Origin of the sequence: Anaerotruncus sp. AF02-27 (assembly GCF_003465835.1) — a bacterium.
In the GTDB taxonomy this organism is placed as follows: domain Bacteria; phylum Bacillota; class Clostridia; order Oscillospirales; family Ruminococcaceae; genus Anaerotruncus; species Anaerotruncus rubiinfantis.
The window spans coordinates 11,992-34,996 of the sequence record NZ_QSBX01000005.1 but is presented as its reverse complement, the minus strand read 5'-3'; the positions used below and the strand labels follow the sequence as shown (position 1 = coordinate 34,996).

Here is a 23,005-nt window from a genome sequence, read left to right as displayed (position 1 = left end):
TTGGTCGCTTTTGCCATTTCTCTCCTAGAGATCTTCAGAGGGATTGACAATCCCTCTGGTCAGGGTCATCAACAGAATCTTGACATCCAGCATAAAAGACCAGTTCTCGATGTAAAACACGTCGCATTTCACCCGTTCAATAATCGAGGTGTCCCCACGCCAGCCGTTCACCTGTGCCCAGCCGGTGATACCCGGGCGCACAAGATGCTTGAGCATATAAAGCGGAACTTCCTCTTTGAATTTCTCTACGAAAAATGGACGTTCAGGGCGCGGGCCAACCAGGCTCATCTCCCCTTTGACCACATTGAACAGCTGCGGCAGCTCGTCGATCGAAAATTTGCGCAGAAACGCGCCGAACCTGGTGCGCCGGTCATCCCGGCGGCTGCCCCAGGTGGTCATGTCGCCCGCGTTATCCGCCTGCATCGACCGGAATTTATACATGGTGAAGCTCTTTTTGTTGCGTCCAATGCGCTCCTGTCTGTAGATTACCGGCCCGGGCGACGACAGGTGGATTCCCACGGCCGCCACAAGCATCAGCGGCGACAGCAGCAGGATGAGCAGAAGAGACCCGCAAAGGTCGAAGCCGCGCTTCAAAAACCGGTTGAAAAGGTTGTCGAGCGGGATACGGTGGATATTGATGAGCGGCATCCCGTCGATTTCGTCCACATATGGATGCGCCGGAAGATACTTTGCATAAAACGGCAGCAGGCTCGATTTGACCCCCTCCCGCTCGCAGACCTCGATCACGCCTCCCAAAAGCCGGTATTCGCTGTATTCGAGCGAGATGACCACCTCGTCTGCGGCGCCACTTCGCAGGATCGTTTCCAGCTCCCGCAGCTCCCCGAGCAGCGGCACGCCGCGTTCGCCGGTTGCGAACGGCCGGTCGCTGAGATAACCGATCACTTCATAGCCGAAATTGCGGTCGCCGATGATCTTGTCATAGAATTCCCCGGCGATTTCATTCCATCCAACGATCAGCAGCCGGGTTAGATTCTGCCCCTGCCGGCGCAGCGAGCGCAGCGAAAGGCGTATGGCAATGCGCACGCCCCCGGTGAGCAGGGTGTTGAGCAGCACAAAAAAGAGGATGACCATGCGTGAAATATCGATCGCCCGCATAAAGAAGCTGAGCAGGAACAAAAACGCAGCGCCGATCAAATTGACATAGGCCACCTTCTGGGTTTCGGCCACCATCGATTTATAATGGAAAACGTCATAGAGCTCAAACCCGTGGTAGAGCATGAAATAGAGCGGAAGCGCGGCCGCCAGCATCTGCAGGTAATAATCGAGCCCGAAGTTCGCCGGGTCGCCGTGCAGCACATAAAAACGCAGCGCGTACGCGGCCAGCATCGAAAACAGCTCGGCCGCGATATCGACACATTTGAGCAGCGTTACAAAAATCCGCTGATTTTCTTTAAACATCCCGGAAAGATCCCTTCCTTATTTGCTTATGCGACATAACACAGAGGAATCCTTGGAAATTATAGCGCATTTGCAGGTTCTGTCAAGCTTTCTGTCGTCCGACAATCTGATTCCCGCCTATTTTAGCATGCCCGAACCACGCTCCGCAATGCTTTCCGACATTCTTCACAAATTGTTAACCAAAATCCGCTTGACACTGACCAGGATGCAAGTTATGATTATTTTAACATCATATGGCGTCTGCAAAAGGGAGTAGTTTTAAGACGCTCCGCCAACATCACAGCCTTCCAAAAAAGGCTTGGCGGCGCGCACCGGCAACGGTAACAAGACTTTTGGACGGGTTTGCGCAGCTTTGCGCGGATCGGTCCAAAGGTCTTTTTATTTTTCCCGCAAACGCATGATTGGTAAAGGCGGTATAAATAAACGCCGCTTTTGAAACACTAGAAAATATGTAGAAGGAGATATGACATGACCAGCAAGTTTTACAACCTGCCTCCCGAAAAGGCACTCGAGGCAATGGAGGCGCCGCCCGGCGGGCTCTCCGCTTCCGAAGCCTCCGCCAGAATTGAAAAGCACGGCCCAAACGCACTCGCCGAAGGGCGCAAAAAAAGCATGCTCGCCGTTTTCCTGGGGCAGTTCAAAGACCTGCTCGTCATCATCCTGATCGCGGCGGCAATTATCTCGCTCGCCTCCGGGCAGGGTGAAAGCACCATCGTCATCTTTGCTGTCATCCTGCTCAACGCCATTCTCGGAACCGTTCAGTATTTTAAGGCGGAAAAATCGCTCGAAAGCCTCAAGGCGATGTCCTCCCCGACGGCCCGGGTGCTGCGCGACGGCACGCGTGCTGAAATTCCTTCCCGGGAGGTGGTTCCGGGCGACATCCTGCTGCTCGAGGCGGGCGATCTGGTGGTCGCTGACGGGCGCATCCTCGAAAACTTCTCGCTCAAAGTGAACGAAAGCTCGCTCACCGGTGAATCTGAAGCGGTCGAAAAACATGCCGACACGATTGAAAGCGGGCAAGTCGCGCTCGGAGACCAGAAAAATATGGTTTTTTCCGGCTCGCTCGTCACCTACGGCCGCGCGACTGTCGTGGTCACCGCGACCGGCATGGAAACCGAACTTGGCCGCATCGCGGCGCTCATGAACGCCACGCAGCAGCGCAAAACCCCGCTCCAGCAGAACCTCGACAGCTTCTCCGGAAAGCTCGCCGTCATCATCCTCATTGTGAGCGCCATTGTGTTCGGGCTCTCGCTTTACCGGCAGATGCCGCTGCTCGACGCGCTGATGTTCGCTGTCGCGCTCGCGGTCGCCGCGATCCCTGAAGCGCTCTCCTCAATCGTCACCATCGTGCTCGCCCTCGGCACCCAGAAGATGGCCCGCCAGAATGCCATTATCAAGGATCTCAAGGCGGTCGAAAGCCTCGGTTCGGTCTCGGTCATCTGTTCGGATAAGACCGGCACCCTCACTCAGAACAAGATGACCGTACAGAAGATCTATACCGACGGCAAACTCTTTGAAGGGCAGGCGCTCGAGCTTGCGGAAAATCCGCAGCGGCAGCTTCTGAAGGCGGCCGTGCTCGCCAGCGACGCGACCACCGACGAGGAGACCGGCGCTGAGATCGGCGACCCGACCGAAGTCGCGCTCATCCGCCTGAGCGATTATTTTGGCGTGGAGGAAAACGCTTACCGCCGGCAGCATCCGCGCCTGCGCGAACTCGCGTTCGACTCCGACCGCAAGCTGATGAGCACCCTGCACATGGATGGAGATACTCCCATCCTCTACACCAAGGGCGCGATCGACGTACTGCTTGACCGTTCGGTCAGCGTGCTCACCCGCGACGGCGTGAAGCCGCTTGACGAGGACGGAAAAGCGGATATTCTGCGGGTAAACCAGCAGCTTTCGGAACAAGGGCTGCGTGTGCTCGCGTTTGCCTGCCGCGAGATGCCCGAGGTGCGCGACCTCACTTTTGCGGATGAGGATCAATTCACCTTCATCGGCCTCATCTCGATGATCGACCCGCCGCGTCCTGAATCGGCACAGGCGGTGGCCGACGCTTCGGCGGGCGGTATCCGCACGGTCATGATCACCGGAGACCACAAAGTCACCGCCGCCGCGATCGCCAGACAGATCGGCATTTTCCGCGAAGACGACGTTGCGGTAGAAGGAGTTGAGCTTGACGCGATGAGCGACGAAGCGCTCGACGCGAAGCTTCCCCGCATCTCGGTCTACGCGCGCGTCTCCCCCGAACACAAAATCCGTATCGTTTCGGCCTGGCAGCGGCGCGGCGCGATCGTCTCGATGACCGGCGACGGCGTGAATGACGCACCCGCGCTCAAAAAAGCGGACATCGGCGTCGCAATGGGCATCACCGGGACCGAAGTGAGCAAGGACGCCGCCTCGATGATCCTGGCAGACGACAACTTCGCCACCATCATCAAGGCAGTGGTGAACGGCCGCAACGTTTACGCAAACATCAAAAACGCCATCAAGTTCCTGCTTTCGGGCAATACCGCCGCCATCTTCTGTGTGCTGTACACCTCACTGATGGGCCTGCCGGTGCCGTTCGCGCCGGTGCATCTGCTGTTCATCAATCTGCTCACCGACAGCCTTCCCGCCATTGCTATCGGTATGGAGCCCGCGCGGGATGATCTCATCCGCCAAAAGCCGCGCGACCCAAAGGAACCGATCCTCAACCGGTCGCTGCTCGGCGCAATTGGCAGTCAGGGTCTGCTCATTGCCATTGTAACAATGGCCGCCTTCTACCTGGGGCTGCCCGGCGGCGCGGCGCTCGCGAGTACGATGGCCTTCTCCACCCTCACGCTGGCGCGGCTTTTCCACGGCTTTAACTGCCGCTCAAGCCGTTCGATCTTCCGGCTGGGGCTTGCTTCAAACCCTTATTCGCTGATGGCCTTTGCCGCAGGCGTGCTGCTGCTGGCCGCCGTCCTGCTGCTGCCGTTTCTGGAGGGGCTTTTCCTGGTGGAAGCGATGTCTCCCGCACAGCTCGGCACGGTGGCGCTGCTTGCCTTCCTGCCGACCGTGCTGATCCAGACCGGCAAGGTCATCCGGGACCGCCATGCAAAATAAGCATGCCGTTTACGGCATTTTCCCTTGACATTGGGCAGGTTTCGCATTACCCTTTTAAAGGGATGATGTGTCCCTGATTTTGAGCAACATGGAGGCTTCCCAATGGCAATGCACCTGAACAAAGAGCTGCCGCTTCCGGCTTTTCTCAAAGCGGAATATCCGCTGCCGGAGCGGCTCGCAAGGATAAAAGAAGAACGCGACTGTGAAATCCGTAAAATTTTCACCGGCGAATCGGACAAATTCATCGTGTTGGCCGGACCCTGTTCGGCCGACAACGAGGACGCAGTCTGCGAATACGTTTCGCGGCTGGCCAAGGTGAACGCCGAAGTTTCGGACCGGCTGATGGTGATCCCACGCATCTATACCAACAAGCCCCGCACCACCGGTGAAGGCTACAAGGGGATGCTGCACCAGCCGCAGCCGGATAAAGCGCCGAACCTGCTGGCCGGGATCATCGCGATCCGCCGGATGCACATCCGCGCGATCGCGGAAACCGGACTCACCGCCGCCGACGAGATGCTCTATCCGGAAAACCGCAGCTATCTTGACGACCTGCTCTCTTATGAAGCGGTCGGCGCGCGCTCGGTGGAAAATCAGCAGCACCGCCTCACCGCGAGCGGCATGGATATTCCCATCGGGATGAAAAATCCCACGAGCGGCGACTTTTCGGTCATGCTCAATTCGGTGATCGCAGCTCAGCATTCCCACAATTTCATCTACCGCGGAAACGATGTCACCACCGACGGCAACGACCTTGCCCATGTCATTTTGCGCGGCGGAGTCAACAAATACGGCCGCAGCATCCCGAACTACCACTATGAGGATCTGGTGCGCCTTTTGGAAATGTACCAAAAACTCGACCTCAAAAACCGCGCGGTTATCGTGGATGTCAACCATTCAAATTCGAATAAACAGTTCAAGGAGCAGATCCGCATTGTAAGCGAGGTGCTCCACAGCCGCAACTACAATCCCGATCTGAAAAAGCTGGTTAAGGGTGTGATGATCGAAAGCTACCTCGAGGAAGGCAGCCAGCCGATCGGCTCCAAACAGGTCTACGGAAAATCGATCACCGACCCATGTCTCGGCTGGGAAGATACCAAAAGGCTGCTCTACAAAATTGCGGAAAGCTGTTGATCCCGATGAAATCCAAATGGAAAGGGCCGTTCCAAACGGAACGGCCCTTTTTCCTTCTGCTTACAAGCCCGCCTTCGCCCTGTATTCGGTTCCCCAGGCAACCATCGCGTCCAGAATCGGTTTGAGGCTGTAACCTGTTTCGGTCAGCGTGTATTCGACACGCGGCGGCACCTCGGCATAGACCTTCCGGGTGAGCAGCCCGCTCGCCTCCATATCCCGCAGGTTTGCCGTCAGCACCTTCTGGGTGATATGGCCGATCGATTTTTTCAGTTCACCGAAACGTTTGGTCCCATCCAAAAGATCCCGGATGATCAGTACCTTCCAGCGGTCGCTGATCAGCATCAGGGTTGTTTCCACCGGGCAGGCCGGCAAATCCTTCTCCATCTCCGTATGCTCCTCCCAATCGTATCCCAGGGGATACTGGCTTGTAAATGATCCCTATGACCCATTATAGGACGCCTTTTGCCCGGATGCAAGCTCATCCGGGTTCATCCCGCATTCACAAACATTTCGCAATTCGTTATTGGGAAACACAAACCTGCTTCACAATTTGCCGGTATACTGAAAACATCAAAAACAGCACCCCAAAAGCAAGAAAGGACTCCATTATGAATCAGTTTTTTGTGCGTTTTTTCCCCTCCCTCATCGAATTGCTTGGCAGCAGCAGAACAATTCTCTTTGTGAACTTCCTCTATAGATCGGCGGACAGGCTTTCGATCCGCCTGCCGGTACGTTCCGCATATATCAGCTCTCACTGAATGTTCCTTCCTCTCCAGCAGGAAAGCGTGGCCGTTTTCAGAAAGAAAACGGCCACGCTTTTTGGCGCGCGAAAACCTGTAAAAGCTCTGTTTCAAATAGCCCCTGTGCTGGGAACAGGTTTCGCTTCAGGGGCCTGCGCAGGGACGATCTGCCGGAAGGATACATGGATGGTATGATCCCTGCGAACCTCACGGAACCAGTATTTGTCGTCCTCCTCAAGTTTTGCGGGCCGGCCGTCGACCAGCACTTCGTCAATCTCCCAGCCTTCGTCTGGATAGATGCTGAAACGGCGGTCGGTCGCTTCCCGGATTTTCTGCACACCTTCGCGCACAATCCGGCCGCCTTCATCCGCGCTTGAGACAATCGTATAAAACCGGTCGGGAGCACCGCCGCCGGAGCTTCCTGTGGAATGGGACGGCTCCGGATCATCCGGGCCGGTACCGTCGCATTTCAGGGTAAAGCTTACCGGGGACCCGCCCGTTACATCCCACGTGCCTTCCGGATCATCCCCGGTCTGAAACCATGTCAGCGTAATGGTCTGGTAGGTTCTGGTGGGGTTGTGGCCCGGCGCGATGTTTGCGTTATAGTCGTCCACATAGCTCCCGGCATAGACTCTGGCGGTCACTGTCCAAACGTCGTCCGCGCCCTGTCGCGGTTCGTCCACTTCGATCGAATCCGCTTTTGTTTCATAGTGTTCTTGCGGATGTTCCTCCGGTTTTGTCTCACAGTACAGAGTTACCACTTCGAGCTGGCGGGCGATCTCTTCCGCGGAAGGCGGCTTTGGGGCCTCTCCAGGCTGGCCTCCGGCCTCCCTCCACCGCGCATAGAAGGTCAGGCCGCCCTCCACCATCTTGACCGTTCCGGTGACGACATCGCCGGACGGGGACTGTGCCCATCCCAAAAAGTCATAGCCGTCCAAGGCGGGCTCCTGTGTGGAAACAGGAACGTCCGCGTCCACTTCATATGTATTGGTGTCCTCCGGGATATTCTGCGCTCCCGCCGCCGCGGCGGGCGGCTCGTTTCCATCGTACAGAACCGGATACTTCTGCGTCAGTGTTTGGCACTTCACTGTATAAGTAACCGGGACAGTGCCAGAAACAGCCCAGTTAGATCCATTATAGGAAAGCGCGATCGATTGATTGCTTTGACCCGCCGGATCGAGGCTGTGGGATACATCTGTATCTGCGTTATATTTCATCACATAAAGTGACGGCGTGACAGTGACTGAGACTGTATAGTTGCCGTTGGAGCCTTGTACGTTTCCAACCGAATAGCTGCCAGTGATCAGTCCGTAGGTTTGATCCGGGTGGCTGGCTGTACTGTTGGTACAGTCGATCTTAACCGCATTATTCCTTAGAAGAGATTCCACAGTGCTGTTGCTGGGTTTATCAGGTGCTGGAAAATCTTTTGCACCACTGATAGAAATGTAAGAGGACGTTCCGCCTTGCGTATTAAAACTGAAGCCAAATGTCACATTACCTGAAGCCTGGCTCATATCTTTATTATGGACATAGGCGTTGATTGGAAAAGTCTCTGTGTAGTTTCCAATTTTAACATCGAGATAAAGCTGCCATCCGTTTTCATTGGAACCCTGGAAATAGGCGCGTGCGCTGCCGTTTGCATTGTTAGAGCCTACCGCGTCGCGCCTGATATACTTTGTCCAATTAAGCGGGTTAACCGAATGTGATTGTTCATTCGGATTCCAAAATGGAGCCCCATAGCTGGAAATTCTCAAATTTAAAGGCACCGAATCAAATGGTCCATAAGCGAATGCCCCCACCGGCAGCAGCGTTACAACAAAAATCGCCGTCAACAGCGCTGCCAATAATCGTTTCTTCCAATTGTTTTTCATGTTTACCACCTTTCATTTTTCTGCATGCAGAAAATCAAACTCCGCAGCCCATTGCTGCGCCTCCCTGACCGATCGAAAACGCAGCCGCCTTTGAAACAGCAGGGACAGAGCGTCTTCCCACTGTGCTGCGCGGAAACGGGTTTCCGGGATACTGCTCAGCCAGGTGCGCAGCGCACCCAACGCGGCCAGCTTTTGAAGCGTATCCAGATCCATCCCCGATACAGAGAACAGATGCTTCATCAGGCCGCGCGAATCCTCCACCACACCACTCCTCTCCAAATGAATTTCATCAAAGATCGGCCGCGTTCCGGCAAACCTGCTTGTCAACCCGCCTTTTTCCAATTGCCTGATCCACCAAATGCATCAGCTCCAGCGCACTGCGGAAAGATTCCGTCTTTTTTCCTTCCAGCCATTCCACATAGCCCTGCCAGCTCGCGTTCTGCCGGTACAGCGGATGGATCACAAAGGTTCCCAGCGCCCCGGAACAGGCCGCAAACGCCTCCGGTTCCCAATACGTCCGGAGGGCGGAAGCCGCAGGCGCTGCCCGGCGGCGCGGGACGTCTTTTCGCTGGAAACTGCGCAGCTGGAAAGCAGGATTGGGAAATCCGATCAGGTCGAACAGGGCATCCATTTTCAGAACAAGTTCCCCCATCCCCCAGAAAGCGGCCGGCCCCGGCTGGTAAGCGTTATAGAAGGTACCGACCGGCAGTCCGTTCAGGATCCGGTCTATGCAGACCACCGTGACCGGCGCATTGCTTGGAAGCTGATTTTGGCCTGTGAACATCACTCACTTCTCCTTTCCAGGATTGCGCTTTTGGAATTTTCAGACGACCCTGCGGTTTGCCTGAAAGATGATTTTTGGCACAAAAAAAGCAGGTGTGGATGAAAGTAGACTTTCATCCACACCTGCGGTATAATAAAAACAAAACAAAGACGGCTTAAAATTTGTGCAAAAAGAGGACTTTCAGGGGGACTGTCCATATGTATTTTATTGAAAAAGCCGAGTCCCAAAACGTGGAAAAAAGTCTAGTTTATTCCACAAAAAAATCCTCTGCAGAGACTTTCTTCGTCCATTTCAAAAAAGTTTTGGGGTCCACCCCCAGCTGCCGTGCCGCCTGGCGCGCGGAATATTCCCCATCCTGCCATTTGGTATGCAGCGGATAAAATTCAGTCGGGATTTCCATTGCCGGCACCCCAAACCGCACGCCTCTTGCCTTGGCTGCCGCAATCCCTTCCGCCTGCCGCTGCCGGATATTTTCGCGTTCGGTCTGGGCCACATAACTGAGCAGCTGGAGCACCACATCAGCGATCAGCGTCCCGGTCAAATCCTTGCCTTTTCGGGTGTCGAGAAGAGGCATGTCCAGGACGAAGATATCCACGTGCTTCTTTTTGGTGAGCAGCCTCCACTGTTCAAGGATCTCCTCATAGTTCCGTCCCAGCCGGTCAATGCTTTTCACCATGAGGACATCCCTCGGACGCAGCCTTCGCAGCAGCCGCTTATATGCCGGCCGTTCAAAATCTTTGCCGCTTTGCATATCCAAAAACAGATTTTCGGGAGGGATCTCATAGGGCGCAAGCGCGATTAACTGCCGCTCTGCATTCTGATCTTTGGTGGATACACGGGCATAACCATAATTCATTCAAATTCCTCCTTACGCCTATTTTGTACCGTTTTTCCGCAAACATGTTTTTCTGTCAGTGTAAACTGCGGATGACAAAATTGCATCAAAAAAGAAAGCCCCCGATGCAGGCCTGCTTGCCTGTATCGGGGGCTTTCTTTTTTGATGCTGTAAACTTCCACGGGTTAAATTGTGACCGGGAAAAAGAAAAAACGCCCGCGCGACGCGGACGTTTTTCCGATCCCGAAACAGCCATATCCCCATGCATATTTCGGATTGCTTGGTGCCGGTAGCCGGGGTCGAACCGGCACGGTATCGCTACCAACGGATTTTGAGTCCGTCACGTCTGCCAATTCCATCATACCGGCGAATGCTTAAGTATTATAGCAAAGATTTTGAAAAAACGCAAGAGCTGACTCAAAAAAGTTCCAAAAAAGGCGGTCCGGCGCGGTGTGGGAATCGCGGCATTCCTGTAAGGGCAGATGAAAAGCGGCACAGCTCACGCCGTGCCGCTTTTCCAAAACCGTCAAGCCGCCCAAAAGCGCCCAACCGGTTTTATTCCACGATCACTGTATTTTCCCCGTGATCCACCACTTCGCCCACAATACGCGCCCAGGGCGTGACCTCGTTGGCCAGCCGTTCGCAGAGCTTCCGCGCCGGCGCTGCCGAAAGCGCGATCAAAAGCCCGCCCGAAGTCTGCGGATCGGCTATCAGGTCACGGAGGACACGGGCAACTTTTCCGCGATAGGTTACTTTCCCCTGCATATAGCGCATATTCTCATAGGCGCCTGCCGGAAGGATTCCCATCTCGGCAAGCTCCCGCGCTTTTGGAAGCAGTGGCAGCGCATCCGAAAAGAGACGGATGGACACCCCGCTGCCCAGGCCCATCTCCAGAGCGTGCCCCAGCAGGCCAAAGCCGGTCACGTCAGTGCAGGCGTGCACCGGAAACCGCAGCATATATTCACAGGCGGCACGGTTGAGCATGGACATGCTTTCGATTGCCGGAGAAAATTCCGCCGCGGTCAGCAGATCCGCTTTTGCGGCAGTGGTCATCACGCCAATGCCAAGCGGCTTTGTGAGAATAAGCAGGTCGCCCGGCTGTGCGCCGGAGTTGCGCAGAATCTTTGCCGGATCGGCAAATCCGCTGACGCAAAGCCCGTATTTGGGTTCCGGATCCTGGATGGTATGTCCGCCCGCGATCACCGCGCCGGCTTCCTTCACCTTTTCGTAGCCGCCCGCAAGGATCGCCTGGACAGTTTCCTGTGCAAGGCAGGAGGGATAACAAAGCAGGTTCATCGCAAGCGACGGTTTGGCGCCCATCGCATAGATATCCGAAAGGGCGTTTGCCGCGGCAATCTGCCCGAATGCATAAGGGTCGTCCACCATCGGCGGAAAAAAATCAACCGTCTGGATAACGGCCAGATCATCACGCAGTCTGTAAACACACGCGTCGTCGCTCGTATCGAATCCCACGAGCAGGTTGGGATCGTGAAAGGTTGGTAAACTGCACAGAACCTGTGCAAGGACCCCCGGTCCGACTTTGGCCGCTCAACCAGCGGAACTGGTCATCTGGGTGAGCCTTTTCACCTGGTCTGCCATCGTATGGATCCCTCCTTTCCTGTAGCTAGATTTATGATACCCGAAGAAACTGGAAAAAACAAGGCCTGCGGCATTGCTTATTTCGCGGACCGGTTTTCTCTCCAAAAAACGGATTTTTCGTGACTTGAACCGCCAAATTTGGTATACTGAAAGATAAAGGAAACTTATGTCTGCATGGTATCTTGCCTGCGGCTTTTGGGAGGATAAAACTATGGGAAAATTGATGCAGTCTCTTTCGATAGCCCCGGCGGAGACCCATTCGGTGGCATTGGCAGGCGCGGGAGGAAAGACGACGCTGCTCTTCGCGCTCGCGCGGGAAGCAATGCGGGATGGCCTGCGCGTCGCGGTCACCACCACAACCCATATCCTGTGTCCCGGCGAACAGGATGATCTGTTTGTCACGGTGGAAGAGGATCTGCCCGGGATCGACCGCGCCTTCCAAAGCGGCCGGATTATCATCGCCGGAACACCCGCACCAGAGGGGAAACTTTCCGTGCCATGCCCGCAGGTGCTGCGTCACCTGCGGGAGAACGCCGACCTGCTCCTTTACGAGGCGGACGGTTCCCATCGGATGCCGGTCAAGTTCCCCAACGACACCGAACCGGTTATCCTGCCCGGCACCGACCGGGTGATTGCCGTGGCCGGGCTTTCGGCGCTCGGTCAGCCACTGCACCGGGTCTGCCAGCGTTATGAACGCGCGGTGGAGGCACTCGGGCTGTCTGCAAACCAGAATGTCGATCCGATGGTTGCGGCGTCGCTGCTGCTCGGCGGCTACGGACACTATAAAGGGCTCACCGTTTTATTGAATCAGGCCGACACCCCAAAATTACAGAAGCTCGGCGAACAGATTGCAGAGCTTCTGCGCAGCGGCGGCGTGGCAAGCACGATTGTCGCATCCCTGCAACAGGAGGCGTTTTGAAATGCTGATTTTGATCAAAGGCGCGGGCGATCTTGCCTCTGGCGTCGCGCACCGGCTGTACCGGTGCGGCTTTACAGTCGTGATGACCGAAATTGCAAAACCCACCACCGTGCGGCGCACGGTGGCCTTTTCCCGCGCCATCTATGAAGGTGAAGCGGTCGTGGAAGGGGTCAAAGCGCAACTGGCCCACAGTCCTGAGGAGGCGCTTGCGTTTACCCGAAAAGGTGTCATCGCGGTCCTGGTTGATCCTGAATGCGCCTGCCGGACGAAACTTTCTCCGGACGCGCTGGTTGACGCGATCCTCGCAAAGCGGAATACCGGCACAAAAATTTCCGACGCCCCGGTGGTGGTGGCAATGGGACCGGGTTTCACCGCCGGGGTTGACTGCCATGCGGTTATTGAGACAAAACGCGGACATAATCTGGGCCGTGTGATCTTTGAAGGACGAGCCGCTGAGAATACCGGTGTCCCCGGCAATATCGGCGGCTACACCAGCGAACGGATCATTCGGGCCTGCCGGGACGGAATCTTTACCCCATCCGCCGAAATCGGACAGCATGTACAGGCCGGTGATCTGGTCGCGGCGGTCGACGGCGAACCGGTTACGGCAAACATCTCCGGCGTGGTGCGCGGGATGCTCCCGCCCGCTACGCCGGTTCACCGGGGGATGAAATCCGGCGATATTGACCCGCGCGGGATCACAGATTACTGTTACACCATTTCGGACAAGGCCCGCGCCATCGCGGGCGGCGTGCTGGAGGCGATCCTCCATCTCCAAAGCAAGGGGGAACGCAAATGAGCCGGCAGTTTTATGAAACGCTGCGCAGCCTGCTTGCGTCCGGCGGCAGCGCGCTTATGGCGACCGTGACCGACGGGACGCTTTCCGGACATGACCTCACGGCCGAGAAGGCGTTCCTCTGCGGTGAAAAAATAACCCCGCAAAACCCGGCGCTGGAAGGTTTCTGGAGGGAAAATTTTCGCGCCTTGGGCGATGGGCCGCTTCCCCGCACTGCCGAAGTCAACGGCGTTTCGCTGCTTGCTGAACAGATGTCCGCACGGCAAAAGCTCATCATCTGCGGCGGCGGGCACATTGCGGTGCCTCTTTGCGAAATCTGCGCCATGCTTGACTTCGACGTGACCATAATCGACGACCGGCCGGAATTTTCAAACCGGGAGCGCTTCCCCGCGGCAAAGGAGATCCTCTGCCTGCCGTTTGACGACGCGATGCGGCAGATCCACTATGGCGATGGCAGTTATTTCGTCATCATCACCCGCGGCCATAAGGACGACCGTCTCTGCCTGACCAAAATTCTGGATCACCGTTTCTCCTACTGCGGAATGATCGGCAGCCGCAAAAAAGTAAAGGTGGTGATGGACCAGCTGCGGCAGGAGGGCTACGCAGACGATCTGCTTGCGCGCGTGTATTCCCCGATCGGGTTGCGCATCGGCGCTGAAACACCCGCTGAAATTGCGGTCTGCATCGCTGCCCAAATCATCCAGGTGCGTTCCGGCGCGTCGGGCGGCGGGATCGCGCCGGACGCGCTCGCGGCGCTCGCGGACGGCAGACCCGCAGTGCTTGCAACCATCATCGGGAAGGAGGGTTCCGCGCCGCGCGGACTTGGCGCGAAACTGCTCATCTACGCGGATGGGACACTTTCTGGAACCATCGGCGGGGGCGCGGGCGAGGCCAGGGTGATCAGCCTTGCGCCCGATGTGCTTGCCGAAGGGAGGGCGCGTATCGTCAAATGCAACATGACCAACAGGGACGCAACCCAGGATGGGATGGTCTGCGGCGGGATTCTCAGGGTGTTGATGGAGCCGGTTTGAAAACAGAATAACAGACGGCGGGATCGGTTTGTGATCCCGCTGTTTTCATGTATATTGGGAAATTCTGCGCGCAAACTAATGCCGGAGGTGATCCGATGGCAAAAAAATATCCGGACCTGAACGCATTGATCGAACAGGACCAGGCCGCCGGGCAATATTACGCATCCCTGCCGGACTATGTGCGGGAGATGATCAGCCAGCGCGCGGGCAGTGTCAATTCGCTTGCAAGCCTGCAGGATTACGCGGAAAACCTGCTGCGCGGCGACGACTGAAAATTTCAAAACAGGAAAGGTGATTATTGATGTCTGAGATGTCTTTTGGTTCCCCGGAAATGCAACAATACTTCGATTCGCTCCCAATCATGGTTCAGGAGAATATGAAACAGGCAAGCGTCACATTCAACAACATTGACGAACTGCGCAAATGCGCGGAAAATCTGATGCGCGGCCAGTAAATCCATTTTTTCCGGTCAAAACAGGGCACGCGGCTTTCCGCCGCGCGCCCTGTTCCCTTTCACATGAATGGGATCATCTTATCAGGCGATTGACACTAAGATATGTTGTGTGCTTCTCAAAAATCTGATACGCTTATCCTGCAAAACAAAATAAAATCTTCCCCAAAACGCCCCGTGCCGCCACGGGGCGTTTTACGGTTCATTCAGGCCCAGCAAAAGTCCTACAATCCGATAAACCCGGTGCTGCTGTGCTCCGGAAAGATCACTGTACCGTTTCAGGAAATCCGGATTGTTCAGTCCCAGCTTTTCCTTTGGAGATTCCAGGCGGGAAGAATCATCTGTGTTTTCCGAACGGATCAATTCTTCCAGTGTGATGCCAAGCGTATCCGCCAGGTGTTCCAAGGTAGCTCTGGTCGGATTATCTACCAGGCCGCGCTCAAAACGGCTGATATAGGATGCACTCATGTAGGCGTCCATTGCGAATTGCAGCTGTGTTTTGCCGGTCCGGACGCGATAAGCTTTGATCTTCCTGCCAACAATTTCTCCAATTTCCATTGTATAACCTCCAATATAAAAGATAATACAGGAAATTTGTGGGCAGCGTTCTCTGTCACCGTGCAGCGCTACTTTTCGCATTGTACTACTATTTACTTTATTGCAAGATAATATCGCAGGATGCAGCATGATCCACAAAACATGCGAAGGGAAAGGATATCGCTTGCGGATTCAGACCTGCTCCCCACCCTTATCCTGTGCCATTATCATACCATACTTTTTCATCCGCTTCAGAAAAAATTATTGCGGAACATCCTGAATATCTCCGTCAGAATCCCCCGGCAATCTATCTTTCGCTTTTTAATGAACCTTCAGCAAAATTCCGTTTCCCGTTGTACTTTTAATTGACTTTCTTTTCCAGCTCTTCTATACTGTGAATAAAGTGTGAAATATGGGAGATGAAAAAATGGGCAAAATGATGAAAATCCTGATAGCAAGCTTATTGTCAGTCACGTTAATATTCAGCCCGTTCACTGCCGCGTTTGCTATAGAAGCAAACCTGTCGGAACCCTCTGAAGTTCCTATCACCGCGGACGCTGGGAACCCCGCGCCGGAGAAATCCGAAACGCCCAGGGAGGAATCTCTGGAGACAACATCTGAGGAAATACAAGCTTCCGGGGAAGAAGCGGCGCCCTCCCGGCCTTCTGAAGAAAATGAACCCATGGAACCGGAAGAATCGATAGATCCGGATGAGGGGGATGCTGACGTTTTAGAGGAATCCAGTCCCCCTGCTGAGATAAATGATGATCCTGTTCCTGCGCCGGTCGCAAGTTCCATCCCGAAAACTTTCTCGTTAACCTGCTCTGTCCCTGATTCGGAGATCATTTCTGTTTCCATTTCTCCGGAACGTGTCGCGCCGACACGGGAGAATTCCCCGGCAATCGTCACGGCAAAGGTCCTAATGAACAGCCCAAATCAGGAATTCTTCAAGGACAGCGACGCAGCCGTCATTCTGGAGTTCTGGAAGATCGAAGGCTCTCCCGAACAGACAATCACCATTCGCTGCGATCTGGATGAGAGCCAGACGAATGAATCCATCTACACGTTTGTCGGCACAGAGGAAATTCCCCACTATGATTATCCCGGCGTCTATGAGCTTCAGCTGCTGGATTGCTGGGCAAACGACAAGCGGTATGGCACGGATGCCATTCGGGAGGCCCATCCGACCTGGCAGCAAGTCCTTGATCTGCCAAGGGACTGGCAGGTCGGCTTCGCGGTGGAAACCAGCGGCGGCGATTCCACTCCACCGGTTCCGCAGGACGTCGAAATTGTGCCCCCTCAAATCACGCTTTCCGGGGAGGATGTCAAGGTAAAGCTCCGCCTCAAAATAACCGATGATCTTTCCGGAGTGGGATATATCGATGGTGTTCTTTCCAATCCGGAACATCCCGGGCAACAGGTTGATATTGATTTTCCGAACGATCTGTCCGCCTGTCTGACAGCGGACGGCTTTTATGAGACGGACGTCACCATTTCCAAATATGCCTCGGTGGGCAACTGGAAATTGGAATATCTGGACCTTGAGGACTGTAACGGCAACTACCGCTCATATTTTAATGAGGCCTATTCTGATGATTACGACGAGAACTCCTCAACGAAGAAGCTGGATTCCAGCCTATGCGGCAATGTGCTCACCATAACGGGCAGCAGCCTGGGCGACGACTATCCGCCCGTCCTCGAAAAGGTGGAAATTACTCCCACCAGTGTAAATGTCCGGGAAGATACCACCCTCAGAATCGCCCTTACGATCACCGATGAAGGCGGGTCGGGGTTCGATCCGGAATCTCCCGAGAATTACATCCTTATCAAAACCATCTATACCGGCGAGCATCTGAGAAGTCGCGCAAAATATGTGGGCGATCCGGATAAACCGCCGGCAGACAATGTTTATATCTATGAAAATCCAGTTGACAGCTACCGCACAAAAGAAAACTGCACTTATTACATTACAAGAATCCCACTTTCCGACAAGGCGGGAAACAAAGTTGTTTATGGGAGTAGCGTAATATCTGCAAACAATGTGGATCGTCCGCTGCCCAATGAGGCAACCCTTGTCGTCGGAGACGGCGGCAGCAATCCCTACCTTCCCGACGAAGGCAGCACCAATCCGCTGATCTGGTATAAGCGGGCTGCTGTCAAATTCCCCGGAACGGTTCCGGACGCCTTTTCACAGCTGGAAATGACAACCAGGCCGAATGGTACGCTTCACTACAAATACCGCGACAAGATTCTGGCCGGAGCCAACCTCTGGTTCTACACCTTCAAAAATAGCCCCTCCCTTCCCGGCGGTTCCGTTACCCTGACGCTCGGCGGACCCGGTGTGTCCTCTTCCGGCTGCTATGTCTATTCTATCAGTGGCAGTGACACGCTGGCCGATATCACCAGTAAGTTCTCCTACCGCACCGACACACAGAACACCGGCATCGCGGGTTGGTCCGCAAATGTTTCCTCCCTTGGCGCTTATCTGATCTCCGATACAAAGCTGCTCTCCTCATCCTCCTCCGGCGGTGGCGGTGGCGGTGGTGGCGGCGGTGGCGGAAAAGGCGGCGGTGGTGGTGGCAAAGGCGGTGGCGGCGGAGCGGGCGGAACTGCAAACGTCAGTCTTGTGAAAACTGCCACAGCGACCAAAAGCACCACAAACGCAGTCAGCAATGCAATCGCCGCCGCCAAAAAGGCGGGACTCAACATGGCCTCTGCGAACGCCACCATCAAAGTCGGCACCGAAGTTTCTCCGCAGACGGCTAAAGCTGTCGCAAAAGCAGCAGCTACCGCTGCCGCAAACAAAGGCGTTACGGTGACCTCTACCCTTTCACTCGAAAAGTGGAAGATTGACCGCACAACCCAGAAAAACGTGCTTCAGTATCGCGCAACTTTTGATCCCACAAAATGGACTGCTCTGGCAAATCTCAAGTTCAGCCTAAAGACCGATGACAGCGTTATCCGAGCAACGCTTGCAAAGATCTATTCAAACCAGATGGCAATCATCAAGTTTGACCAGGCCGGAACGTTTGGAATGCCGGTCACTTTCGCAGTGAAGCCTGATCTTTCAAAGCTCAACAGACAAACTTTGCAATTCTATGCCTATGATAAGACCAAAAAGACGATCACTTTAATTCAGGCACCAAATTACTGGCTCGATAAATCCGGTTATCTGCATTTCACAACCACAAGTGCAGGGCATATCATTATCACTGACAAAGCACTGATCAAAAAATAATTCAGCGTTTACATAAAAAGACGGGGCACATGCCCCGTCTTTTTATTTCTCCTCTGTATCGCTACCGTTGCAGCTTCTTCTATCTAATCATCATTGCCACCAGTGCCCCCACAAGCCCGCCTGACAGGGTGGATACCGCGCTGGTGAAGATTTGTCCTCGTCATACTGTTCCAGCGTTCCCCCCGGCTGCTTTTCCAGCGCTGTGAGCCTGTCCCCCTGCTTCATCTGTTCCGACGCCATCCGTTCCATGTTCGCCGCCAGCAGCTTCACTGAGGTTGTCAGCTCCTGCAAGGTGTCCGTCCGCTTTTCAAGGTCGTCTATCCGATGGGTATTAGACTTTCCCCGCTGGTCTACTTCGGCCAGTCTTACCGCCAAATCATCCAATCCTGTTACCCCCTGTATTTGCTGGTCACTGCCCGTATATCGGTCACGAACCCGCCATATTTCGTTTGCAAAGCGTCCCGCTCAGCCACGGATATTTGATATCCGCAATTTTCTCCGTGTATCCAGTCTGCTATTCTGGGATCGTCTCCGGCTGGTGCAAAAACGCAAAGGGAAACTTCGCGCCCGATGTGGTCTTTTTTGGCTGCGTTATCGGCTCATATCTAGTCCCGGCATCCAGCAGCTTGAAGATCAGGTATCCGTGCCCGGGCCGTATTGTATCGGTGTGCATTTGGCATATCCCACACCGCTCACCTCACAGGCCCAAGCTTCATAATCGTAGGCATTCCCACTGGTACGCGGTTTTTTGCGCGAGCTGTCAATCCGGGGAAACCGGCTTTCATCGCTTTTCGGGTCCGTGCCGTCCATTGCGGCGGATGCGTTTGTGACCGTCTGAATTCGGCTGTCATTCTGAAACGCAAAGTCTGACGATCTCGTTTGCACCACCGTTCGCGGCCTGATGATATCTGACAACGAGTGGAAAAGAATGTGGGAAAGCTATTTTGCCGACTTAAATAGGAGGTGCGGAAACATCCCGGAAGAATATAAAAGCAAACACAATCTGCACGGAGTCCCCTTCCTGATCCCACCAATAACAGCTATAACTATGATGTGTCTTGCAGGAATGGATAATTATTTACGGCAATACAGCAAGCCAGACATGTGGACATCAAAATCGCGTTGAGGATTTATACACATCTCGACAAAAAGTTTAAGTGCAAAAACATGGACAAACTGGATGAATATCTAAAAAGGGATCCTGCAGTGAGATCCCAAGAAAGGCGCTACAAGGAGGTAAAAACCCTGAAAATTAAAGAAGGTTAAAGCAGATCGAACACACGTTCTGACGAGCATTTGACAAGCATAACGCCCATTTTCAATGTAATTTCAGCCTATTTGGCACTTATTCAGACAAAAAACAAACCCATATGAATAGCTTCAAATCAGCTATTCATATGGGTTTGTAGATGGTCGAGGTGACAAGACTTGAACTTGAAAAACAACATTTAGTTGTATCTGGGATACTCTAAGAAATGCCTATTTACAGGCATTATTCCACATGTTTTTGTTCTCTGATCTAACCTATTCCCTTCTGTGCTGGTGTTTACAAACACCAAATAAGCACCAAAATGCTTATCAGGACGGGAGGAAAAACATTGTACCAATACGACATCTTGGGGAAGCGCATCAAGCAGCTTCGACAGGAAAGACACGTCAGCCAGGAACACTTAGCATATCACTCCGGGCTGAGCGTCAAATCTTTAAACCGAATTGAAAACGGCAACGGCAACCCGACACTATGCTCCATAGTCGGGATTGCACAGGCCCTGGAAGTGGAACCCTACGAACTGTTGAAGGAGGACAGCGAAAATGACTGAACTAGCAAACGAATTGGCCGGGATCATCCGGCAGGACTTTGAGCAGGATTTTGCATTGATCGTTGAGCAGATGCCGAAGCCCCCAGCTGACGCAACCCCGGAGGAAATTATGCGGCGGTTCGGTGTGATCTGTCACCGGCTCGCATTTATGAAAGGCCTTTCTGTGGGAACCGATCTCAGTAAAGTATATCTCTGAAAAAGAAGCGGACAGCCATCAAAAGCTGTCCGCTAATTTTATGCCTGCATGGTTGCCATGACCTTTGCAAAGCCCAGAATAAAGCACGATAACCGCTCCGCTTGTTCCTCTGCGTCCACGTTGGGGCCAATGTGTCCCAGAGCGATATGTGCGCACTCATGCGCCAGTGTGTGTATCTGCTCGTCGATGTCGTCCCGTTCGTTGATGAATACCATGTAGATACCGTTTTTTGGGGAACTCACAAACCCCCGGTCTCCATACCTTGATGGGCGCTCTCCGATCACTCGGGCATAGTCTGCATACCGGTTTACATAGACGTTAACCTCAGCCATGAGCCCCTGCGCCTTCCTGCATATTCAGCCGTTTCGCCTTTGCGTTCCAGCTCTCCGCCTTCTCCATTGGCATTTCATAGACCGGCAGGGGGATGCCAATATCAGGATCGGTGTATTCACCGGCCAGTTTGAAGCCGGGAAGCTCGTCATACTTTTTCATGACTGCACCTCCCACGATCTCTGCAATCTTTGGTTAAAATCGTTTAATCGACCAATGATCTTATCGAGCGCATCGTAAGCCTCACGAACATTCTCGACTATGATTTCATTACGATTATAGGCGTTTCCATAGCCATCAGCAATAAAGGCCATGTCAGTTAGACATTCGCCCGCCGATTCTTCTATAAAATATTGCCCTTGCTGGTCCGAAAGCACTGTTCGCGCAAGTTTAAGAGGAAGCCGAACGTTCATATACAGTTCATCAGAAATTCTACCGCATAAGGATTGCATTTCGTCTCCCACTGCTGTGTTAAGCGGCTGTTCCTTCCGTTCTATTTTCAAGCCCATTGGTATCAAGTCCTTTCCTTTGATGTTCTGTTAATCATGTAAATGATAGGCCCGCAGGACAGCTTTCTCCAGCTTGTCCCGGAAAGCCTGATTGATCGGGTGCACAATGTCCAGATGCCGCCCGTCCGCTTCCCGGCTTGGCATGGACACAAACAGGCGTTCTTTACCCGCTATGACCTTGATATCATGCACGGCAAGCTCGTTATCGAAGGTCACGGACACCAGCGCACGCAGTCGGTCAGATCCGCTATAGAGCGCCCGAAGCTTGACAGAGGTTATTTCCATACCGGCACCTCACAAGCCCAAATCCGGCCCCTGTGTGCCTTCCTCTGCAAGCTCGATATCCGTCATGGACAACGCCAGATAGTCAAGCAAAATATCCATGCGCTCAGCAGCGAAGCAGTAGGCCTCACACAAAGGCTGGTTCTTTTTCGCTTCCTCCGTCTTTACGATGTAGACATCCTGCATGTCACGGGCATATTGGTATGCTTTGGTGACATTCTGCTTGATATTTGCTAAATCCGACAGGGTGCTCGCGTCTTTTACTGTCATGTGAATACCTCCTATCCAATCCGGCGAATCTTCCCGAATATCGGCTCATCCGCTTCGAGAGAATTCAAATATTCAAGTAAGCTGTCGTAGTTTATCAGTGTGCGCCTACCGATCTTCTCAACGGATATCTTTCCGCTTTTGGCTAGCCGCCTGATATAGTTCAAGGATATCGGGGTGTCGGGATCGTCCTTTTTCAGCTCGGCCAGCGTTTGCGCTGGAAAGCGCATCCTTGGTGCATTCATGCGCTCTCACCTGCCAAACTCTGCTGCACCCGATTAATTAACGTTGAAGTTCTGGTATGCAAAAATGCAAGACTCTCCCGCGCATCATCGTTAATTCCATCGTCGAGTATATAACCTAGATCGCTGTTGATCTCTGCCAAACACGCTATCAGTTCAGCCGAGATCGAAATTTTCTGACGCATAAAAAATACCTCCTGTGATTTGGTTGCACTCACAGAAGGCTTATGGTAGAATAGATTTACCATAAACCCTTGTGGTTGTGGGACGATAATGCATCTCGTAGCTGTGGAAGGTGGCGGGATGCATTATTCTTTTATTTGGCTTGGCTATCTTCATCAAGTAGTTTTTTTATATACTCAATTAGAATTGCCTGCATATCTTTTCCTTGCTTTATCGAGTATATTTTAAACTCTTGATGAAGGGAATCATCAAGCCGAACTGTTAACGTCTTGATTTTCATTCCTCCCTTCTTTGTCATTCTATCATTCTTGAATGATGAAGTCAATACTAAAAGTGAAGCATTGAAAGTCAAGCAATTCTAAAAGTAAGAGAATAGCGCCCGTTTTAAGAGCTTATACCCCTTAAAGGTAAAACTACCCCAACGGGCGGCGCTATGGCCCTCTACCGCGCCTACCCGTGCCGTGACACCTATTCCAGAGGCTTTACAAGCTCTGTGAATGCGTCCGTGATCTTCTGGTACTCATCCAGCCAGCCGCGCAGGGTGGTAACCGTGCCGTCTGCTACCTTATCGCGCAGCGCTTGGGAGAGCGCGCCCTTGACCGCTCCCGCTAGGGTAGTTAATATCTCGGGTTGCGTAGTTTACCGTGCTTCACCCCGTTCTCCCGTGGCGTACCCACAATGTATTGATACTGATCTGCCGTGACAACTAGGTTGTCGGTTAACTGAATCATAAAAAAT

Annotated in this window: 30 protein-coding genes and 1 tRNA gene; 11 read left to right on the top strand and 20 right to left on the bottom strand. The window is 53.7% G+C overall.

Translation table 11 applies throughout. The annotated features are described in order from the left end of the window. Positions 1–24: 24 nt before the first annotated feature. Complete coding sequence (locus DWV16_RS05960) at positions 25–1,419, bottom strand: undecaprenyl-phosphate glucose phosphotransferase (protein ID WP_118478215.1); 1,395 nt, start codon at positions 1,417–1,419, stop codon at positions 25–27. Between the two features lie 468 nt (positions 1,420–1,887). Between DWV16_RS05960 and DWV16_RS05955 the strand changes: the two genes are divergently transcribed. Further along, entirely contained in the window at positions 1,888–4,503 is a 2,616-nt protein-coding gene (locus tag DWV16_RS05955) for a cation-translocating P-type ATPase (RefSeq protein WP_118478213.1), read from the top strand. Between the two features lie 102 nt (positions 4,504–4,605). Further along, on the top strand, positions 4,606–5,637 hold the full coding sequence (locus tag DWV16_RS05950) for a 3-deoxy-7-phosphoheptulonate synthase (RefSeq protein ID WP_066460101.1): 1,032 nt from the start codon (positions 4,606–4,608) through the stop codon (positions 5,635–5,637). A 60-nt stretch (positions 5,638–5,697) separates the two neighbouring features. On the opposite strand, the gene DWV16_RS05945 is transcribed toward DWV16_RS05950, so the two are convergent. Then, positions 5,698–6,021 (bottom strand): helix-turn-helix domain-containing protein, encoded by a 324-nt coding sequence (locus DWV16_RS05945; protein ID WP_066460102.1) that lies wholly within the window; start codon positions 6,019–6,021, stop codon positions 5,698–5,700. A gap of 224 nt (positions 6,022–6,245) precedes the next feature. On the opposite strand from DWV16_RS05945, the gene DWV16_RS19000 reads away from it, so the two are divergent. Next, the gene (locus DWV16_RS19000; RefSeq protein ID WP_158572798.1) at positions 6,246–6,395 is read left to right on the top strand and encodes a hypothetical protein; all 150 of its coding nucleotides are present in this window, start codon (positions 6,246–6,248) and stop codon (positions 6,393–6,395) included. A 92-nt stretch (positions 6,396–6,487) separates the two neighbouring features. Here DWV16_RS19000 and DWV16_RS05935 read toward each other — a convergent pair whose 3' ends face one another. From DWV16_RS05935 to selD, 6 genes are all read right to left on the bottom strand, one after another. Next, positions 6,488–7,765 (bottom strand): InlB B-repeat-containing protein, encoded by a 1,278-nt coding sequence (locus tag DWV16_RS05935; protein ID WP_147349436.1) that lies wholly within the window; start codon positions 7,763–7,765, stop codon positions 6,488–6,490. Between the two features lie 495 nt (positions 7,766–8,260). Next, on the bottom strand, positions 8,261–8,590 hold the full coding sequence (locus DWV16_RS05930; RefSeq protein ID WP_147349435.1) for a hypothetical protein: 330 nt from the start codon (positions 8,588–8,590) through the stop codon (positions 8,261–8,263). Next, the gene (locus DWV16_RS19525; RefSeq protein WP_243007275.1) at positions 8,538–9,032 is read right to left on the bottom strand and encodes a hypothetical protein; all 495 of its coding nucleotides are present in this window, start codon (positions 9,030–9,032) and stop codon (positions 8,538–8,540) included. Before DWV16_RS19525 ends, DWV16_RS05930 begins: the two co-directional genes overlap by 53 nt. Before the next feature lie 247 nt (positions 9,033–9,279). After that, the gene (locus tag DWV16_RS05920) at positions 9,280–9,888 is read right to left on the bottom strand and encodes a recombinase family protein (RefSeq protein WP_118478207.1); all 609 of its coding nucleotides are present in this window, start codon (positions 9,886–9,888) and stop codon (positions 9,280–9,282) included. A gap of 260 nt (positions 9,889–10,148) precedes the next feature. Then, positions 10,149–10,235 (bottom strand) — tRNA-Leu (locus tag DWV16_RS05915). Between the two features lie 187 nt (positions 10,236–10,422). Then, the gene (selD, locus tag DWV16_RS05910) at positions 10,423–11,466 is read right to left on the bottom strand and encodes a selenide, water dikinase SelD (RefSeq protein WP_118478205.1); all 1,044 of its coding nucleotides are present in this window, start codon (positions 11,464–11,466) and stop codon (positions 10,423–10,425) included. Between the two features lie 211 nt (positions 11,467–11,677). Between selD and yqeC the strand changes: the two genes are divergently transcribed. The 5 genes from yqeC (at position 11,678) to DWV16_RS18995 (ending at position 14,666) form a co-directional block, all read left to right on the top strand. Beyond that, a complete protein-coding gene (gene yqeC / locus DWV16_RS05905) occupies positions 11,678–12,385 on the top strand; it encodes a selenium cofactor biosynthesis protein YqeC (protein WP_158572797.1) in 708 nt (235 codons plus the stop codon). A gap of 1 nt (position 12,386) precedes the next feature. Further along, positions 12,387–13,184: a selenium-dependent molybdenum cofactor biosynthesis protein YqeB gene (gene yqeB / locus DWV16_RS05900; protein ID WP_118478201.1), complete on the top strand. Its 798-nt coding sequence runs from the start codon at positions 12,387–12,389 to the stop codon at positions 13,182–13,184. After that, entirely contained in the window at positions 13,181–14,212 is a 1,032-nt protein-coding gene (locus DWV16_RS05895) for an XdhC/CoxI family protein (protein ID WP_118478199.1), read from the top strand. The genes yqeB and DWV16_RS05895 overlap by 4 nt, the downstream gene beginning before the upstream one ends. A gap of 95 nt (positions 14,213–14,307) precedes the next feature. Further along, the gene (locus DWV16_RS19300) at positions 14,308–14,484 is read left to right on the top strand and encodes a hypothetical protein (RefSeq protein WP_187116742.1); all 177 of its coding nucleotides are present in this window, start codon (positions 14,308–14,310) and stop codon (positions 14,482–14,484) included. Between the two features lie 29 nt (positions 14,485–14,513). Next, positions 14,514–14,666 carry a hypothetical protein gene (locus DWV16_RS18995; RefSeq protein ID WP_154018911.1) on the top strand — a complete coding sequence of 51 codons (153 nt, stop codon included), beginning with the start codon at positions 14,514–14,516 and terminating at the stop codon, positions 14,664–14,666. 192 nt (positions 14,667–14,858) lie between these two features. Here DWV16_RS18995 and DWV16_RS05890 read toward each other — a convergent pair whose 3' ends face one another. Beyond that, entirely contained in the window at positions 14,859–15,221 is a 363-nt protein-coding gene (locus DWV16_RS05890; RefSeq protein ID WP_158572796.1) for a helix-turn-helix domain-containing protein, read from the bottom strand. Between the two features lie 366 nt (positions 15,222–15,587). Continuing rightward, positions 15,588–16,109: a hypothetical protein gene (locus tag DWV16_RS18835; protein WP_147349434.1), complete on the bottom strand. Its 522-nt coding sequence runs from the start codon at positions 16,107–16,109 to the stop codon at positions 15,588–15,590. A gap of 13 nt (positions 16,110–16,122) precedes the next feature. Here DWV16_RS18835 and DWV16_RS05885 point away from each other — a divergent pair, with 13 nt between their 5' ends. Further along, positions 16,123–18,438 (top strand): hypothetical protein, encoded by a 2,316-nt coding sequence (locus DWV16_RS05885; protein ID WP_147349433.1) that lies wholly within the window; start codon positions 16,123–16,125, stop codon positions 18,436–18,438. A gap of 90 nt (positions 18,439–18,528) precedes the next feature. On the opposite strand, the gene DWV16_RS05880 is transcribed toward DWV16_RS05885, so the two are convergent. Together DWV16_RS05880 and DWV16_RS05875 are read right to left on the bottom strand one after the other, a co-directional pair. After that, positions 18,529–18,822 (bottom strand): hypothetical protein, encoded by a 294-nt coding sequence (locus tag DWV16_RS05880; protein ID WP_118478193.1) that lies wholly within the window; start codon positions 18,820–18,822, stop codon positions 18,529–18,531. A gap of 249 nt (positions 18,823–19,071) precedes the next feature. After that, a complete protein-coding gene (locus DWV16_RS05875; RefSeq protein WP_187116741.1) occupies positions 19,072–19,326 on the bottom strand; it encodes a baseplate J/gp47 family protein in 255 nt (84 codons plus the stop codon). Between the two features lie 710 nt (positions 19,327–20,036). Here DWV16_RS05875 and DWV16_RS05870 point away from each other — a divergent pair. Together DWV16_RS05870 and DWV16_RS05865 are read left to right on the top strand one after the other, a co-directional pair. Further along, positions 20,037–20,258, top strand: coding sequence for a helix-turn-helix domain-containing protein (locus tag DWV16_RS05870; RefSeq protein ID WP_158572795.1), 222 nt, complete (start codon positions 20,037–20,039; stop codon positions 20,256–20,258). Next, positions 20,251–20,454, top strand: a complete 204-nt coding sequence (locus DWV16_RS05865) for a hypothetical protein (RefSeq protein ID WP_118478187.1) — start codon at positions 20,251–20,253, stop codon at positions 20,452–20,454. The genes DWV16_RS05870 and DWV16_RS05865 overlap by 8 nt, the downstream gene beginning before the upstream one ends. A 38-nt stretch (positions 20,455–20,492) precedes the next feature. On the opposite strand, the gene DWV16_RS05860 is transcribed toward DWV16_RS05865, so the two are convergent. From DWV16_RS05860 to DWV16_RS18985, 8 genes are all read right to left on the bottom strand, one after another. Continuing rightward, entirely contained in the window at positions 20,493–20,786 is a 294-nt protein-coding gene (locus DWV16_RS05860; protein WP_118478185.1) for an ImmA/IrrE family metallo-endopeptidase, read from the bottom strand. Further along, complete coding sequence (locus tag DWV16_RS18990) at positions 20,779–20,946, bottom strand: hypothetical protein (protein ID WP_158572794.1); 168 nt, start codon at positions 20,944–20,946, stop codon at positions 20,779–20,781. The genes DWV16_RS05860 and DWV16_RS18990 overlap by 8 nt, the downstream gene beginning before the upstream one ends. Further along, entirely contained in the window at positions 20,943–21,293 is a 351-nt protein-coding gene (locus tag DWV16_RS05855; RefSeq protein WP_118478183.1) for a hypothetical protein, read from the bottom strand. The genes DWV16_RS18990 and DWV16_RS05855 overlap by 4 nt, the downstream gene beginning before the upstream one ends. A gap of 30 nt (positions 21,294–21,323) precedes the next feature. Then, positions 21,324–21,578 carry a SpoVG family protein gene (locus DWV16_RS05850; RefSeq protein WP_118478181.1) on the bottom strand — a complete coding sequence of 85 codons (255 nt, stop codon included), beginning with the start codon at positions 21,576–21,578 and terminating at the stop codon, positions 21,324–21,326. 9 nt (positions 21,579–21,587) lie between these two features. Next, positions 21,588–21,845, bottom strand: coding sequence for a hypothetical protein (locus DWV16_RS05845; RefSeq protein WP_118478179.1), 258 nt, complete (start codon positions 21,843–21,845; stop codon positions 21,588–21,590). An 11-nt stretch (positions 21,846–21,856) separates the two neighbouring features. Continuing rightward, on the bottom strand, positions 21,857–22,072 hold the full coding sequence (locus DWV16_RS19835) for a helix-turn-helix domain-containing protein (RefSeq protein WP_370218894.1): 216 nt from the start codon (positions 22,070–22,072) through the stop codon (positions 21,857–21,859). Positions 22,073–22,083: 11 nt separating this feature from the next. After that, positions 22,084–22,269, bottom strand: coding sequence for a hypothetical protein (locus DWV16_RS05835; RefSeq protein ID WP_118478175.1), 186 nt, complete (start codon positions 22,267–22,269; stop codon positions 22,084–22,086). 131 nt (positions 22,270–22,400) lie between these two features. Next, positions 22,401–22,547, bottom strand: a complete 147-nt coding sequence (locus tag DWV16_RS18985; protein ID WP_158572793.1) for a hypothetical protein — start codon at positions 22,545–22,547, stop codon at positions 22,401–22,403. Positions 22,548–23,005 lie beyond the last annotated feature (458 nt).

Bases quoted from the DNA above. Each gene is read 5' to 3' on its own strand.
- DWV16_RS05960 (WP_118478215.1), bottom strand. From the start codon at position 1,419: ATGTTTAAAGAAAATCAGCGGATTTTTGTAACGCTGCTCAAATGTGTC.
- DWV16_RS05955 (WP_118478213.1), top strand. From the start codon at position 1,888: ATGACCAGCAAGTTTTACAACCTGCCTCCCGAAAAGGCACTCGAGGCA.
- DWV16_RS05950 (WP_066460101.1), top strand. From the start codon at position 4,606: ATGGCAATGCACCTGAACAAAGAGCTGCCGCTTCCGGCTTTTCTCAAA.
- DWV16_RS05945 (WP_066460102.1), bottom strand. From the start codon at position 6,021: ATGGAGAAGGATTTGCCGGCCTGCCCGGTGGAAACAACCCTGATGCTG.
- DWV16_RS19000 (WP_158572798.1), top strand. From the start codon at position 6,246: ATGAATCAGTTTTTTGTGCGTTTTTTCCCCTCCCTCATCGAATTGCTT.
- DWV16_RS19525 (WP_243007275.1), bottom strand. From the start codon at position 9,032: ATGTTCACAGGCCAAAATCAGCTTCCAAGCAATGCGCCGGTCACGGTG.
- DWV16_RS05920 (WP_118478207.1), bottom strand. From the start codon at position 9,888: ATGAATTATGGTTATGCCCGTGTATCCACCAAAGATCAGAATGCAGAG.
- yqeC (WP_158572797.1), top strand. From the start codon at position 11,678: ATGGGAAAATTGATGCAGTCTCTTTCGATAGCCCCGGCGGAGACCCAT.
- yqeB (WP_118478201.1), top strand. From the start codon at position 12,387: ATGCTGATTTTGATCAAAGGCGCGGGCGATCTTGCCTCTGGCGTCGCG.
- DWV16_RS05895 (WP_118478199.1), top strand. From the start codon at position 13,181: ATGAGCCGGCAGTTTTATGAAACGCTGCGCAGCCTGCTTGCGTCCGGC.
- DWV16_RS19300 (WP_187116742.1), top strand. From the start codon at position 14,308: ATGGCAAAAAAATATCCGGACCTGAACGCATTGATCGAACAGGACCAG.
- DWV16_RS18995 (WP_154018911.1), top strand. From the start codon at position 14,514: ATGTCTGAGATGTCTTTTGGTTCCCCGGAAATGCAACAATACTTCGAT.
- DWV16_RS05890 (WP_158572796.1), bottom strand. From the start codon at position 15,221: ATGGAAATTGGAGAAATTGTTGGCAGGAAGATCAAAGCTTATCGCGTC.
- DWV16_RS05885 (WP_147349433.1), top strand. From the start codon at position 16,123: ATGAACAGCCCAAATCAGGAATTCTTCAAGGACAGCGACGCAGCCGTC.
- DWV16_RS05865 (WP_118478187.1), top strand. From the start codon at position 20,251: ATGACTGAACTAGCAAACGAATTGGCCGGGATCATCCGGCAGGACTTT.
- DWV16_RS05860 (WP_118478185.1), bottom strand. From the start codon at position 20,786: ATGGCTGAGGTTAACGTCTATGTAAACCGGTATGCAGACTATGCCCGA.
- DWV16_RS18990 (WP_158572794.1), bottom strand. From the start codon at position 20,946: ATGAAAAAGTATGACGAGCTTCCCGGCTTCAAACTGGCCGGTGAATAC.
- DWV16_RS05855 (WP_118478183.1), bottom strand. From the start codon at position 21,293: ATGGGCTTGAAAATAGAACGGAAGGAACAGCCGCTTAACACAGCAGTG.
- DWV16_RS05850 (WP_118478181.1), bottom strand. From the start codon at position 21,578: ATGGAAATAACCTCTGTCAAGCTTCGGGCGCTCTATAGCGGATCTGAC.
- DWV16_RS05845 (WP_118478179.1), bottom strand. From the start codon at position 21,845: ATGACAGTAAAAGACGCGAGCACCCTGTCGGATTTAGCAAATATCAAG.
- DWV16_RS19835 (WP_370218894.1), bottom strand. From the start codon at position 22,072: ATGCGCTTTCCAGCGCAAACGCTGGCCGAGCTGAAAAAGGACGATCCC.
- DWV16_RS05835 (WP_118478175.1), bottom strand. From the start codon at position 22,269: ATGCGTCAGAAAATTTCGATCTCGGCTGAACTGATAGCGTGTTTGGCA.
- DWV16_RS18985 (WP_158572793.1), bottom strand. From the start codon at position 22,547: ATGAAAATCAAGACGTTAACAGTTCGGCTTGATGATTCCCTTCATCAA.